This is a genomic window from Hallella seregens ATCC 51272, from assembly GCF_000518545.1.
In the GTDB taxonomy this organism is placed as follows: domain Bacteria; phylum Bacteroidota; class Bacteroidia; order Bacteroidales; family Bacteroidaceae; genus Prevotella; species Prevotella seregens.
Genome location: NZ_JADU01000001.1, coordinates 199,619 through 212,935, shown reverse-complemented (window position 1 = coordinate 212,935; position 13,317 = coordinate 199,619). Strand labels below are relative to the sequence as shown.

Annotated in this window: 15 protein-coding genes; 4 read left to right on the top strand and 11 right to left on the bottom strand. The window is 52.3% G+C overall.

Annotated features, from left to right (window positions below; all coding sequences use genetic code 11):
• Positions 1-15: 15 nt before the first annotated feature.
• The 5 genes from L888_RS0100960 to L888_RS0100930 form a co-directional block, all read right to left on the bottom strand.
• Positions 16-348 carry a hypothetical protein gene (locus L888_RS0100960; protein ID WP_027951504.1) on the bottom strand — a complete coding sequence of 111 codons (333 nt, stop codon included), beginning with the start codon at positions 346-348 and terminating at the stop codon, positions 16-18.
• Between the two features lie 412 nt (positions 349-760).
• Positions 761-1,375, bottom strand: coding sequence for a hypothetical protein (locus tag L888_RS0100950; protein ID WP_027951502.1), 615 nt, complete (start codon positions 1,373-1,375; stop codon positions 761-763).
• The gene (locus L888_RS0100945) at positions 1,375-2,235 is read right to left on the bottom strand and encodes an AAA family ATPase (protein ID WP_027951501.1); all 861 of its coding nucleotides are present in this window, start codon (positions 2,233-2,235) and stop codon (positions 1,375-1,377) included. The genes L888_RS0100950 and L888_RS0100945 overlap by 1 nt, the downstream gene beginning before the upstream one ends.
• 131 nt (positions 2,236-2,366) lie before the next feature.
• Entirely contained in the window at positions 2,367-4,421 is a 2,055-nt protein-coding gene (locus L888_RS0100940) for a kinase (RefSeq protein WP_027951500.1), read from the bottom strand.
• Between the two features lie 549 nt (positions 4,422-4,970).
• Positions 4,971-5,348, bottom strand: a complete 378-nt coding sequence (locus L888_RS0100930; RefSeq protein WP_027951498.1) for a hypothetical protein — start codon at positions 5,346-5,348, stop codon at positions 4,971-4,973.
• Between the two features lie 136 nt (positions 5,349-5,484).
• Between L888_RS0100930 and L888_RS0100925 the strand changes: the two genes are divergently transcribed.
• From L888_RS0100925 to L888_RS0100915, 3 genes are all read left to right on the top strand, one after another.
• Entirely contained in the window at positions 5,485-6,195 is a 711-nt protein-coding gene (locus L888_RS0100925; protein WP_044248310.1) for a S24 family peptidase, read from the top strand.
• A 12-nt stretch (positions 6,196-6,207) separates the two neighbouring features.
• Positions 6,208-6,630 (top strand): hypothetical protein, encoded by a 423-nt coding sequence (locus tag L888_RS0100920; protein WP_027951496.1) that lies wholly within the window; start codon positions 6,208-6,210, stop codon positions 6,628-6,630.
• 104 nt (positions 6,631-6,734) lie between these two features.
• Positions 6,735-7,145 (top strand): hypothetical protein, encoded by a 411-nt coding sequence (locus tag L888_RS0100915; RefSeq protein ID WP_027951495.1) that lies wholly within the window; start codon positions 6,735-6,737, stop codon positions 7,143-7,145.
• A 6-nt stretch (positions 7,146-7,151) separates the two neighbouring features.
• Here L888_RS0100915 and L888_RS13270 read toward each other — a convergent pair whose 3' ends face one another.
• The 3 genes from L888_RS13270 to L888_RS13260 form a co-directional block, all read right to left on the bottom strand.
• Positions 7,152-7,358: a hypothetical protein gene (locus L888_RS13270; RefSeq protein WP_044248307.1), complete on the bottom strand. Its 207-nt coding sequence runs from the start codon at positions 7,356-7,358 to the stop codon at positions 7,152-7,154.
• 820 nt (positions 7,359-8,178) lie between these two features.
• Positions 8,179-8,988, bottom strand: coding sequence for a DNA adenine methylase (locus tag L888_RS13265; RefSeq protein WP_044248304.1), 810 nt, complete (start codon positions 8,986-8,988; stop codon positions 8,179-8,181).
• A 1-nt stretch (position 8,989) separates the two neighbouring features.
• The gene (locus L888_RS13260) at positions 8,990-9,796 is read right to left on the bottom strand and encodes a type II restriction endonuclease (RefSeq protein WP_044248301.1); all 807 of its coding nucleotides are present in this window, start codon (positions 9,794-9,796) and stop codon (positions 8,990-8,992) included.
• Between the two features lie 212 nt (positions 9,797-10,008).
• Between L888_RS13260 and L888_RS0100890 the strand changes: the two genes are divergently transcribed.
• Positions 10,009-10,644 carry a DUF308 domain-containing protein gene (locus L888_RS0100890; RefSeq protein WP_005843937.1) on the top strand — a complete coding sequence of 212 codons (636 nt, stop codon included), beginning with the start codon at positions 10,009-10,011 and terminating at the stop codon, positions 10,642-10,644.
• Between the two features lie 209 nt (positions 10,645-10,853).
• On the opposite strand, the gene udk is transcribed toward L888_RS0100890, so the two are convergent.
• From udk to L888_RS0100875, 3 genes are all read right to left on the bottom strand, one after another.
• Entirely contained in the window at positions 10,854-11,480 is a 627-nt protein-coding gene (gene udk / locus L888_RS0100885) for a uridine kinase (protein WP_005843939.1), read from the bottom strand.
• A gap of 90 nt (positions 11,481-11,570) precedes the next feature.
• Entirely contained in the window at positions 11,571-12,095 is a 525-nt protein-coding gene (locus tag L888_RS0100880; RefSeq protein ID WP_044126883.1) for a uracil-DNA glycosylase family protein, read from the bottom strand.
• Positions 12,096-12,222: 127 nt separating this feature from the next.
• Entirely contained in the window at positions 12,223-13,272 is a 1,050-nt protein-coding gene (locus tag L888_RS0100875; protein WP_027951492.1) for an endonuclease/exonuclease/phosphatase family protein, read from the bottom strand.
• Positions 13,273-13,317: the final 45 nt, after the last annotated feature.

Below are 13,317 nucleotides of genomic sequence, written 5' to 3'. Positions count from 1 at the left end.
AGCTATATTTTAAAATTAGTATTTAGAAAATAAATTCAGTTGGTCGCCTTTTTGTCGCACAATCTCTATCCAAAACTCATCAGAATCTTCAATGTCGTGCAGCGTTTCAGAATCCAGTGCCCCAAATACGAACCCACATTCACCTATCATATACTTTGCCGGAGCTTCTATCAATTTTGCCCGGACATGTAAATGAGGACGGCGGGGTTCTTCCGGTTTGCCGGTAATGACCGCGGGCTTTCCGCATGTGCAGTCTTCAAGGAAACTCGTCACCTGATAAAGGCGCCCCTTATAACACTCATCGTGTCCAACCCATCGTACATTGAATTTGTCACCTATTTGTATCATTTACCTGCCCTCCATTGAATGTTTACCGCGGCGTCGAGGCTGCCACTGCCCGGCTGATCTCCATCTGTAGCCTCAGCAGCCACGTCGGCTTGTCGTTCGGTATCACCGAATAGTATTTCAACTGTCCCATATCATAGTGTCCAATTATGAATTATGAATTGTGAATTATGAATTACCAGAAGGTCTCCATTCGATGCTCACGAGGGCATCCACCGTTCCGCTGCCCTGGCACACCGGGCACGGACTCTTGTAAGCCTCCCTGAACTCATCTTCCAACCAGAAATATCCGTTCCCCTGGCAATACGGGCATCTATGACCCTTACTCTCTATTTTTTCAATCATCCGGCCCCCTGGTGTCAATATGCCGGGAGTGACCTCGATCATTTTCTTTTCCTTGCTCATACTATTATGATTATGAATTCTCATGAAACTCCTTGGCTTTCTCCGGCCAGATGTCATAATATCCCAGCCGTCCGATAAACCTCCCTTTTGTTGTGGCTCTATACCCACTCACCTCAATCTTCAGTGCCGCATCATACATCGCGCTTACGGCAGCGCCGCCCATCGGAAGGCTCCCGCTCGCATGGCTGATGAAGATGAGCAGCTTGTCCTCAAACTCCTTACTGAAATTCTTGTACTCACGGGCTGTCATGTATGTGTACTGGAAGCTGTCTATCACAACGATATTCGGACTCTTACGGCGGTGTAGACGCTCCCTAAGGCTCTCGATGTCCTCACACACAAACTGCAGCCGACGACCTACGCTCTTCATGCCGTAACGTTTCAGGTTCTGCTGCACCGTCAGGCTCGTGCCTTCCTCCAAGGAGTCCATGAGTACACGGTCCCACTGGCACAGCTCCTTAATAAGCTGCATCGCAAAACTCGTCTTGCCGTTTCCCGACTTGCCCCAGATAAACCACACGCCCTTGCGCTCCGGATGACCGATGAAGTCCTCCCACCGACCGGACATCGGGAAGGTGCGGTATTTCTTCTCCAGGATATCATTCACTGTCATTGCCCTATCCATCACAGTCCTTTCTTTTCTCGTCTCACAGACTTCTTCACTCTCCTCAGGTCGCACTCGCACTCCGACGCTTCCTTCACCACCTTGTCTATCTTCCTCCGGTCGGTCAGACCGTTGGCGGTGCAGATGGCATACACGTCCGTCGCATCCGTAGGCTCCAGCTCGAAGTATTTGCGCCCGATACGGCTGTAAAACTCCTTGTACCCGGCTTTCTCATAGCGTAGCCCATTATTGATACGGCGCTTGATGTAGTCGGTCGACAGGAATACGATGCCGCAGTGGTCCTCGAGATTATTGTACAGGCTGATGAAGTAGTGGAACACGGCCTCGGTCAGCTTGTCGGCCTCGTCGAAGATGATTACCGGGGCATCCATCTGTTGCAGGTTTGCCAATATCACGTTCCACAGTTGGCGGATATTGTACCCTGCCGAATGGATGCCGATTCTCGTGGCCACCTCTCTCACGAAGTCGCTCTTCTTCATGTCTTCCGAGCACGACACATAGAACACCTCTTTGTGCTCTCCTGCAAACAGCTTGGCGGTCGTGGTCTTGCCGCACCCGGCTTCGCCGACCACCCATGTAGTGTTGCACTCCTCCTTTGCATCCTTCAGGGCAACGTTGATTTCCACGAAAGCGGAGGTCTCCACGATCTTCCAACCGTCCGAAGGGGTGGCAAAGCTCACCTGGGCAGCGATGTTGCGCCACATCTCTTCACTGATGTTCTCGTATTTTCCGTTGAGGATGGTCGACAACGTTCCGGCACTGATACCCTTCAGGCTCGCTGCCGCCTTGTTCTGGCTTGGATAGCGCTCCACATACTGCCTCAGCGCCTCCCTGATCTCGTCTTTCTCTTTCGTTTCCATATAATTGTAATTTTGAATTATGAATTGTGAATTGTGAATTGTGAATTGTGAATTGCTACTCTCTCCGGTCCCGTACACCGCCATACCATGGCGGTCCCAATTATGAATTTTGAATTGTGAATTTTGAATTATCAAAACTTCCCGTTCGCCCGTCTGGCAATCTCCCGTTTGTCCTTTATTTCGTCCCATGTCTGCAGCGATATGGCTTTGGTGTGCTCACCGAGGGTCTGTGGCTCCACAGGGGCTGCATAGCGCCGTGTGCGACGTTCTATCTCCATCTGCTGCTCCTTGGTCAGACCCTTGGGCATCGGGCTCCGCAGCCCATGCTGCTCAGGTGCCACGCCGTGCTCATACTCTATCTCCTTGGCCTTGGCAAGCCGATCCAGACGGTCACGGTAAGCTGCCTCCTGCTCATGCCGGATGAAGGCTGCCTCGCCCTCCGTCTGGTCCTGCAATGCACGGTGTATCTTCATGTAGGGACCGGCCTCGGCCGAGAAACGCAGATCTCCGGCTTTGTCCATGCTGTAAAGCCGCACGTGCAGCATGTCGAAGGGGTCATACTCCACGATGAATTTACGCAGAGTGTTCCGTTGCCTCCACTTGTGGTCGGGCAGGCCGTCAGCGCCATATACCTCGTAGGTGTATTTTCGCTTGTCCACCGTGATGGTGATGCCGCTCGCAGTGAACACCGACGGCTTCTTCGTCCGCACCCAGAACAGGTCTATCATGTCGCGCGGGGTGATGGCCGGGGTGTCAGGGTTCTCCGTCGTGTCATACATCTCCTGGCGGCTGATGTTGGTCCCGGGTCTGATGGCGGCGTTCCACTCCTTCCGCGCCTCGGCATACATGGCGGCCATCTCCCCGTATGTAGGAAGATTTTTCGCATTGGCCTCAATAAATTCGATGTCGGGGGCAGACGTGTCCAGCTTCGCCGTCACGTTCTGGCCGGTAAACATCCATAGCTTGTGCAGGTAGTTCTTCTGGAACTGGCCGAAAAGCTGCTCGATGGTCTTCGAGGCTCCGTTGTACGGGGCGGTGGTGCGGTGTACACGGCATATCTTGTCCAGCAGACCGGTGGAGTTGGCTTTCTTGTGGCCGCCCTGGTTGTCATGAACTATCTCGTAGGGCTTGTGCCCGCTCACCTGGATGGCCATACGGTAGGCATTGTATTGTGCCACGTAGTCCTCGGTGTCACTGATATGGTAGCCGAGCATCACCTCCGTGGCGGCGTCGATCACCTCATACACAGAGGTCGTGCGCATCTTTCCCCGTTCGTCCCGATAGTATAGGTTCAGCTTCGTGCCGTCACCATACCACAGGGCGTCCCGCACCGTTGGAAGCTCCGTCACGTGACGGCGGTTGAAGAGCTCCCTTGAACGCTGCTCGCCCAGCACGGTATCCGCCCAAAGGGGGTACACCTCCGGACTGTTGAGCCAGTTCAGCAGGCTCTGTACGGTTTTAATGGGCTTCCACCCCTGAGCCAATGCGCGTTCGTTGTATGCCTTCAATATCTGGGCATTGGTGTACACGGGCACCTTGCTGCGCTTCAGGGCAATCAGCAGTCGCAGACCCTCATCGGTCACCTTCAGCGTGTTCTTGTTGCCAAGCTTGCCGCTCAGCAGACAACTGTAGCCATTGCGCTTATACTCGTTCACCTTGGCCTTCAAACGGCTCAGGCTGCCGGGCAGCGTATGGCCGAACACCTCACGCAGCTCCTCACTCTCGGCGAACACGACACCCCAGATGTTGCAGCGCCCATTGTTCAGGGCACGGGCAAGGCCCTGTTTCTTGCTGTACGACCTCACAAGCGTGTTCAGCACCTTGGCGTTTAGTATATACTCGGCTTTCTTCTTCTCCGAAAGAGGCGTTTGAACACCGTTCAAACTGTATTCGAAAGTCTCAAAATACTCCTCGGCTTTCTCGTCCTGCTCCACCTTACTCTCCAGTATTTTCTTGCGCATCATCTTCTCGGGCTCCCCATATTTTTCTACAAAACGTTGTTTATACTTCTCCGGCATCGAGGAATACACATACAGCGCAATATTGCCTTCTCCGCCACCACGGTTGGCGCATTCTATATTCTTACGCTTGACGTTCTGACGGAGTGTACCTTCCTTGATGACCGGGTCATCGCCGGAAGTGAGCTCCTCGAATGTCGCACAAAGCTGGTTCCTGTAGTATTCCATTGAATATGTTCTCTAAGTTTGTTATCTTTGCAAAAAAATGCAATGAAAACTTGTTATATCGATTTCACTTGTACTATTGAAAGAGAGGCCGACGCTACACGCGAATTTGCGCGCTCGTTCTTTCATCGAGCTCACCTGAGATGTACCACCTCACGCTCTTATCCCGAGTCACGATGGTGCACCCCCGCAATAGGAGCTCCGTACCATGTGTGGCTGAAAGTGTCCGTTCCAGCAACGCTGAAACTGACCGACAGGGAGATACTTCGTATTGTCCGAGAGTTTCGGCGGGAGTTAGAGCATGGCCGCTTTGTATCAGTCGGTAGTTTTTCCATAGACTATCAGCCGTGGAGCTGAGGTCATCCATATCCACAACCTGCAGCATGAGCAACTCGTCCTCGCACCGGCAAATCTCGGAATAGAGGTCAAGGAGGCGTTCCAAAAGGAACGACTGTCTCTTTGCCATGTTATGATTATCTGTTTTTCTCATCATCGTGTTCTTTTTCCATTTTCTTACTTGTGGTTCTGTCCATTGCGTCTTCGTTGCAACGGTCAAAGGCTCATGGCCATCAGCTCCACCTCTCTCTGCAGACGCATGAACTCCGGGATGTTCATGTCCTTCTCCTCACGCTTAACCTCGCCGTCCACCAGTACCCGTATGTAGCCGTCTAAGAGGTCAGCCACCAGCTTCACCCTGCTCCCAAAGGTCTGCGTCATTGTCCGATCGCTTTCCTCGTGGGTTGTCTCAACCTCTTCGGGCTTCCAGCTCGGCACGCCACCAAGCTGGGTCAGTGCCGTGTGCCGGATCTTCCGGGCAAGGTCCGTGTCGCTCTTGAAGTTGAGCGCCTTCCATACCATCACATGGGTGCAGTCGAACACCTGCTCCAGGTGCTTCTGCCCTTTCTTTCCTACATAAATCTTCTTTTCCATAAATTATCTATACCTATATAATTTGCTAAAGTCACCCATTTTTCGTATCTTTGGGCGCTGTTAATAACTTTAATACGCTGCAAAGATAGTGATAATTTTCAACCACTCAAACTTTTTGGGTGATAATTTTCAATTTATGTGCAAAATTCTAACAAGGATAGAGGAGATATCCAAGCACGAGGGGATAACTATCGGTGCTTTGGAGAAAAAGATTGGTGCGAGCAAAGGGGTCTTATCACGCGCTATATCGAAGGGTACAGACATTCAGGCAAAGTGGATAGAATTGTTGGTTGAAAATTATCCCAACTATTCAACAGAATGGCTCCTCACGGGAAAGGGTTCCATGCTCAAATCCCCCCGCGAGGAAGAGCGGCAGGTGGAGGTTAAGCCCATACACCAGCCGCGAAGCACAGAAAAGAAAGAGGAAACGCAAGTAGTCTATCTATACGACTTCGAGGCATCTGCAGGCCTCAAGACCCTGTTCAACAACAGCCGGCAGAACATCATCGACACCATCAAGATACCCAACCTGCCCAAATGCGATGGGGCAATCCACATCGTCGGTGACTCTATGTACCCCTTGCTCAAGTCGGGCGACATCATCCTTTACAAGCAGGTGTCTGCCGACATACAGAACATCCTCTACGGCGAGATGTACCTGCTCTCCTACGTTGTCGACGGCGAGGACTACATCGTTGTCAAGTACATCCGCAAGTCCGAGCAGGGCGAGCCTTTCGTCTCGCTTTGCTCCGAGAACCCTTTGCATTCTCCGCGCGACATCGACTTCAGTCGCGTCAGCGCACTCGCGCTCGTCAAGGCCTCTGTGCGCATTAATTGTATGATATAATATATTTCAGATATGATGGAACAAAAAAAGTGGAGCGAGATGACTCCAAAAGAAAAGGGAAAAGGATGTTGTGGCCTTATTGTTTTAGCATTTGTCGTTTTCATGGTGGTGAGTTACATATTGGTAACATGTGTAGGGTCTCCACAACCAAAAGAACAAGAACCTGAGGAGCAGCCAAAAGAAGTTGTATATAACTCAGAGTGGGATGGCTCAGTAAGGCAAGTAAAACAATTCTTGAAAGAGAATTTAAACGATCCTGATAGCTATGACCCTATAGAATGGAGTCCGGTTAGTCAAAACCCGCATACTAAGTGGTTTCTGGTTCGTCATAAGTATCGTGCTGCCAATGGCTTCGGTGCAAAAATGATTTATAACCAGCAGTTCACGCTCGATAGTTTAGGGAATGTGATTAATGTGTCTGATTGGGGAGAATAATCATAATGTTCTGAGATGTGATAGGGGAACCTAATTACAAAATAGTTGATGCTACACAAATAACATTTTGTTTATCATATTTCACTCACCTAAATTTTATGTAAATGAAACAATTCAATTATGATCTCATTAAAGAGAAAATCAGTACGAAGTACAATGACATGAAAGGTATTGCTGCCATCGACGGCCACCTGAATGACTATTTATGGAGAATGTGTGAAGATTTTGGCATAGAACTTCAAAATAGGTTCTTGGTTGGCATAGAACTTAAAGATGGGGAAACAATAGGGCAACTTCCATTAACTGTAATTGTATATCTGGTAGAGATTTCAACGGATGAAACAACGTATGAACAAGTGGCACAAAGGTTAGAGGCCCAAGAGAAAGTTGAGATTCATAAGAAATCATTCAACATTTCATATCAAGACCTCGGGAAATACATTAAGCGTTTGAATATAGGTGTTTTGGGTGAGATAGCAAACCATATTAAAGACGCAGAATTCATCGACGATTAATTTTGTTTATTGAAGACGCAATTCCGCTTCGGCCACAACGGCTTCTATTAAGCACATGTTATCATCAAGAGCATCTGCGCACTTCTCACGCGGATGCTCTTTTAGGCATTTTTCCGCATAGTCTCGCATTGCTCTTAAGCGATTTAAAGTACCTTCCTTGCCCATTGTAAATTCCCACTTGCTAATCAAAGCTGTAACGCCTGTCTGTTCCATAACTAATCTCCTATATATTATCTCAGTTTGCATATACGCAACAAATATACGCTTTATTTTCTTAACCGCCAATACGAAACGCACCTAATTTGCCGAGGGCAATAGCCCGAAACCCCGATAAACACGGAAAAGTTGGTGAAATATGGGGGTGCCAATATGCTAAAAAATGAATTATCCCCCCTCGAAAACGGCAGAAAAGACCGATTAACCTACTTTTTTATGCAAGAATGGCCATCGAAAGCACGCGAAACAACGCTATTTTGTCACGCCAAATGTAACTCCTTACAGCCTCATTTCGTTTTTTAATGTCACCCCAAATGTCACTCCAAGTGTCACCCCAAACGCTAAAAATGGGTATAATCCGCCTTAAAAACATGGTCAAAAATTGCTTATTTGAACACCCTTTTGAACACTGTTCAAACCGTTCAAGTAACCCATAACCGTCATAATATAGTGTGGCATGTATAGTACACCAACATGCCCCACTCATAGCTACCCGAAAAATCCCCAGAATGCCAATAAACACACCGTATTGCGCTGTTACCGATAAAGTTTGAACAGTCATGAAACGAAAAAAACGGCTCAAAAAGCCTAATTTTGCTTCTCAAACCGCCTTCTTTCACCCTCCGATGTAACATTCTCTTGAACATCTTCAAACGTTTGCCGTTCAAATGTTACATCAATGTTATGTAAACGTGCTTAATTATCCATTTCGTTTTTCGCCCCCGTCACCCTTCAAACCTTTTGTAACCTATTGATATTTAACATATAACCTATTCCTGCGCACTTCCTCCTCTCAATCTCATTTCGTTTTATCCCCCTAAATTCTCCCGCCCCCATGGTAAAAATGCTCTCTGGTCATCACGTTGAAATGATGCCAATAACGGTCTATCATCTCATTGGGCCTATAGTCGTTGTGGTGCCATGTCGAGAGAATGAACTTGGCCCGAGTCCTTGACAGGGCCCTGAAAAGCTCTTCTTCGTCGTGCGCCGTCCACCCATTATAATAGTCCACATACCGGCCATAGTAAGGCGGGTCACAATAAATCAAGTCGCCATCCCCGGCCCGTTCTATCGTCTCCAAGAAAGAATCCTGCCTAAATTCCCACTCGCTTCTGCGAATTACACGGGCTACATGATCCACCTGGTTGCATATTTTGGTGATGTAAGCAGCCGCAAACCGCCCGGGCTTCTTGCAGAAAGGGATGTTCCATTCACCACGCCGATTGAAGCGCATCATCCCGTTGAACCCCGCACGCGAAAGAAAGATGAAGTCGTAAGGACTGTGCTCGGCATTAAATCGGTCGCGCACCAGCCGATAGTGTGCATAGCCATTCTCATCGGCCTGCCGGAGCAGCCGCCCCTCCCGCTCAAGGTAACTGCGCATCGAGCAGGCCGTAATCTCTCCGCGTTGTACCGCCTGATAAAACCGAATGACATGGGGATTGGTGTCGCCAACAACGTGTGCTCCATGGAGGGGCGCGTTGAAACCCACGACCCCCGTACCCAGAAAGGGCTCTACCCAGCGGGCATCCGGCGGGGTGCCCGAGGCCAATATCACATCGTTAATCCAAGGCACGAGCTTGGTCTTGATACCTTGCGACTTTATCGGTGGAACAATCGTCGGCATGCTATTTCCCCCATTTGGTTAGAATCCGACGCTCTGCATCCAAATAGTTTTTATAGGTCTCGAGATTGTGATAACGGGGCTTTCCGATGCCGGCTTTCGCAGCATCGGCCGCATTGAAGAAGTTCATCCAATAATGGTCGAACACCTCTTCGCCCAGCCCGGCAAAGGGGCTCGTGCCCTCCACAAGCCTGTCTATCTCGACAACACCGCCGATATTTCTCGTGTTTTCACTGCCCGTTCTGTCGCTGGCAATCTTCCATTTGGGCTGGACAAAGAAGACAAACTGCTCGATAACCGACTTGATCCGGTCCAGTTCGTCAAGCTGATACACCGTCCTTTCACCTTGAAGGCTGGGGCTCTGCCGGTAGAGCATGCCTATCACGAGGTGGCACTGATAGTCCTTGTAAGGATAATCAGTATTCTTCTTGACCCCTCGATTTCTGAAATAGCCCCAATAGGAGCCCAGCGTCAGCCCGTTCACCCGATTGTTGTCACCATAATAACTCGACTTGAAGTCTACGGCAAAGAGGTGCCCGTCCTCGTCCTTGAAAGTAAGGTCAGGGTAGAAATTCTGTGCCGAGGGCAGCTCCAGCACAAGCCCATAACGCCCGGCAAAGGCCTCGAGCCTCGGGATAAGGATGAGTTCGAGTATCTTCGAGACCACCTTTGTATCGTTTGTCATGGTGTATATGTTCCGGCCCACGTCTATGAATCCCTTGACTATCCATTCGCTGTCCTCGGTTTCGAGCACAGCCCTATAGGTCTTCACCTCCTCCGTGAGCAGCCTCAAAAAAGTGGTTTTGTCCATATCTGTCTGATTGTTCGCATGCGCCAGACTTCGCCATCGGGCGTCTTCACGGCAAAGGTAACACTTTGTCTGCACATACAACTACGATTGAAACGATTTTTTAGGGCATTTTTTCCATGCAATTCCCGCCGTTTTTCATCTTTTCATCGTAACTTTGCAATCAGCTCACGGCTGGTTCAGCCCTGTACAAACAGACACAACAGACCCAACAAATGAAAGTATTTCAAAGCAGCATTTTCCGTGCGCTCTGCGCCATTGCCACCGGCGCACTGCTGGTCAAGTACCGCGAAGAGACCGTCACGTGGATGACGATTACCATCGGCACCGTGTTTTTCATCTCGGGTGTCATCAGTTGCGTGGCCTGGTTCTCGGCCCGGCGCAAGAGCCCCGACGTGGAAATCTACGACGCCCAGGGCCGTCCGCTCGCCGCCCCCGCGCCGTCGTTCCCCATCGTGGGCATGGGCAGCATCATCCTGGGCGGCATGCTGGCGCTGGCCCCCAACACGTTTGTCAACGGACTGGTGTACGTGCTGGCCGCCATCTTGATTCTGGGCGCGCTCAACCTCTTCTTCAATCTGGCCACGGCCACCAAGTTTGCCCACATCGGCTGCGCCTGGTGGGTGCTGCCCGCCGTGATACTGCTCGTAGGGCTTGTGGCCGTTGTCAAGCCCAGCGCCATCGCCTCCATGCCGCTCCTGGTTATCGGATGGGGCATGATGGTCTACGGTGTTGTGGAGCTGACGAACGCCATCAAGCTGCGCCAGTGCCGCAACAGCTACGAGAAAGCACACAGCGGACCTACCATCGAAGTGGAGGCCACGACGACCGATGTGGCCGACGAACAGTAGGGACCAGCCCCGTGCGCATCCGCCCGAAACAGCCCAAGGCAGAGCCACGGCCGAGGAAGCAGCGGGCCATCACGGGGAAAACGCCAAATCATTACACCGCAATGGCCGAATGATTACGGTGCAGACGCAACGCGACAACGGCGTAAAGGCATTGCCTTTACGCCGTTGTCGTTTTGCCACGAAGCCGCCATTGCGGAGCCACGGGCCGTTTACTCGTCTACGGGCACCAGTCCCTCGATGTATTTGCAGAGGATGCCGATACCCTTAACGTTCTCTCCTCCCTGCGGGATGATGAGGTCGGCATGCCGCTTGGTGGGCTCGATGAACTGCTCGTGCATGGGCTTGAGCACCTTGAGATACCGGTCGACCACCATCGAGACGGTGCGGCCGCGGTCGATGGTGTCGCGCTGAATGTTGCGGATGAGCCGCTCGTCGGGGTCGGCATCGACGAAAATCTTCAGGTCCATCATGTCGCGCAGCTTCTTGTTGAGCAGGGCCATGATGCCCTCTATGATGATGACGGGCTTGGGTTCCACGTGCACAGTCTCGGGCAAACGGTTGCACAGCAGGTAGCTGTAGGTGGGCTGCTCCACGGCACGACCCTCTCGCAGGTCGCTGATTTGCCGGATGAGCAACTTCCAGTCGAACGCGTCGGGGTGGTCGAAGTTGATGGCACGCCGCTCGTCCTCGGTCATGGCGGTGGTGTCGTTGTAGTAGGAATCCTGTGGAACCACGGCCACATAGTGGGGCGGCAGGGCCTGCACAATCTTCTTGACCACGGTGGTCTTGCCGGAACCCGTGCCGCCGGCAATGCCGATTATCGTTATCTTGTCCATATTTTAAGGAGTAAAGGAGACAGGAGTTAGAGGAGTGATGGGGTTAAAGGAGTTGTGGAGTGAAAGCAAACGCCATTGCACAGCAGACCGTCAGAGCAGCCCGATGTCCTGAAACATGCGGCGGTAGTACTCGGCTTTCTGCTCCACGCGCATGGGATAGGCGCGCGACGAGCTGGGCTCGCGGTAGAGACCGATGGCCCGGTTCTCGAACGAGAAGTCTACGTGGCCGCCCATTTTGAGGTGGCGCGCGTCGATGCCGTAGTGGGTGGTGAAGATGCTCGTGGCCAGTTGGCCGGCCGCCAGCACCGCGCGGCACCGGGGCAGGGCCCGCAGCATGCCGTCGAGGTCGGCCTGTTCCACCACCTCCAGGTCCTTGTCGGAGGCCGTGCCCGTGGTGCGGCGTATGCGCAGACAGGTGTCGAAGATGGCTATGCCGCACTCGGCCAGAAAGGCTTGCAGCTCGGCCAGCCGGTAGGTTTTGCGGGCCGAATCCACGAAATGCATCTTGTCGCCAAAGAAGCAAAGGCCGACGATGCGCCACATGTCGTTGGTGAAATTGGGATAGTACCAGTCCATGCACCAGCGTCTGGGAGCCGGCGGAAAGGTGCCGAGCATGAGCAACCGGGCCGTGGACGGAAGGAAAGGCGTGAAAGGATGCGTCTCCACCGGGGCCTCGCCGGATATGGACGAGGGCTCGGTGACGGGGAGCTCGGGCGTTGTCCGTGTCATGTGAAACCGGCCGTTACTTCTCTTTCACCAGATACACGCACACGGGCAGATGGTCGGAATAACCGTCGAGCCACTTGCCGCCGGCCGTGGTACGCTTTACCGAGCCCTTGTATTGCCCCTCGGTCTGGAAGAGATAGGGCATGCGCTGAATCTCGTTTTTCCAGTATTTCAGCGTCGAGTAGTCCTTGGAACCCTTGGCATTGAGCAGGTTGGGCGTCATCACAATCTGGTCGAAGAGGTTCCACGAGCCTTGGTACATCAGAGTTCCGGTGCCTTGCTTGGCCAGCACGTTGTACCAGGGGTTGTACATGTCGCCGGGCCCCACGAGGGCTATTTCCTCTTTGGCCGAGAGAATCTCATGCATGCTCTTGTTGGTGGGGTCGTCGTTCATGTCGCCCATGACGAACACCTTGCATCCGCTGTCGGCGCGCAGCAGCGAGTCTTTCACGGCACGGGCCTGGGCGGCACCCACCTCACGATAGTACGATCCGCTGAAACGGCTGGGCAGATGGCACACGATGAAGGCCACATGCTCGCCCGCCAGCTCGCCGCTCACGGTGAGGAAGCCGCGCGTGGCAAAGCCGCTGTCCTGCTTTTCGGTGGGCACATAGGGCACGAGCTTCACGTCGCGCAGCCGGAAGAGGGCGGGGTTGTAGAGCAGGGCACAGTCTATGCCGCGGCGGTCGGGGCCCTCGATGTGGCAGAACCGGTAGTTGCGGGCCTGCAGTTCGGGCTGGGCGCACAGGTCGGCGAGCACCTTGGCGTTCTCCACCTCGGCCAGTCCGATGACGGCGCAACCCACGCCGGGCAGCGTCGAGGTGCCCATGTCGCTCAGCGCGCGGGCCATGTTGTGCAGCTTATGGCTGTATTTCAGTCCGTCCCATCGGTAGGGGCCGGAGGGCAGGAAGTCGTAGTCGCGCTTGCCTTCGTCGTGGCAAGTGTCGAAGAGATTCTCCTGATTGTAGAAGCCCACGGCGTAGACATTGAAGCGGCGCTGGGCCGAAACCGGGAGCATGGCCAGCAAGAGCAAGGCCAGGAATGCAAAGTTGATTTTAGGGTTCATGGCTTATATTTTGTGCAAATATCGCAATTAAATTCGAGATAAAGG

Bases quoted from the DNA above. Each gene is read 5' to 3' on its own strand.
- L888_RS0100960 (WP_027951504.1), bottom strand. From the start codon at position 348: ATGATACAAATAGGTGACAAATTCAATGTACGATGGGTTGGACACGAT.
- L888_RS0100950 (WP_027951502.1), bottom strand. From the start codon at position 1,375: ATGGATAGGGCAATGACAGTGAATGATATCCTGGAGAAGAAATACCGC.
- L888_RS0100945 (WP_027951501.1), bottom strand. From the start codon at position 2,235: ATGGAAACGAAAGAGAAAGACGAGATCAGGGAGGCGCTGAGGCAGTAT.
- L888_RS0100940 (WP_027951500.1), bottom strand. From the start codon at position 4,421: ATGGAATACTACAGGAACCAGCTTTGTGCGACATTCGAGGAGCTCACT.
- L888_RS0100930 (WP_027951498.1), bottom strand. From the start codon at position 5,348: ATGGAAAAGAAGATTTATGTAGGAAAGAAAGGGCAGAAGCACCTGGAG.
- L888_RS0100925 (WP_044248310.1), top strand. From the start codon at position 5,485: ATGTGCAAAATTCTAACAAGGATAGAGGAGATATCCAAGCACGAGGGG.
- L888_RS0100920 (WP_027951496.1), top strand. From the start codon at position 6,208: ATGATGGAACAAAAAAAGTGGAGCGAGATGACTCCAAAAGAAAAGGGA.
- L888_RS0100915 (WP_027951495.1), top strand. From the start codon at position 6,735: ATGAAACAATTCAATTATGATCTCATTAAAGAGAAAATCAGTACGAAG.
- L888_RS13270 (WP_044248307.1), bottom strand. From the start codon at position 7,358: ATGGAACAGACAGGCGTTACAGCTTTGATTAGCAAGTGGGAATTTACA.
- L888_RS13265 (WP_044248304.1), bottom strand. From the start codon at position 8,988: ATGCCGACGATTGTTCCACCGATAAAGTCGCAAGGTATCAAGACCAAG.
- L888_RS13260 (WP_044248301.1), bottom strand. From the start codon at position 9,796: ATGGACAAAACCACTTTTTTGAGGCTGCTCACGGAGGAGGTGAAGACC.
- L888_RS0100890 (WP_005843937.1), top strand. From the start codon at position 10,009: ATGAAAGTATTTCAAAGCAGCATTTTCCGTGCGCTCTGCGCCATTGCC.
- udk (WP_005843939.1), bottom strand. From the start codon at position 11,480: ATGGACAAGATAACGATAATCGGCATTGCCGGCGGCACGGGTTCCGGC.
- L888_RS0100880 (WP_044126883.1), bottom strand. From the start codon at position 12,095: ATGCTCGGCACCTTTCCGCCGGCTCCCAGACGCTGGTGCATGGACTGG.
- L888_RS0100875 (WP_027951492.1), bottom strand. From the start codon at position 13,272: ATGAACCCTAAAATCAACTTTGCATTCCTGGCCTTGCTCTTGCTGGCC.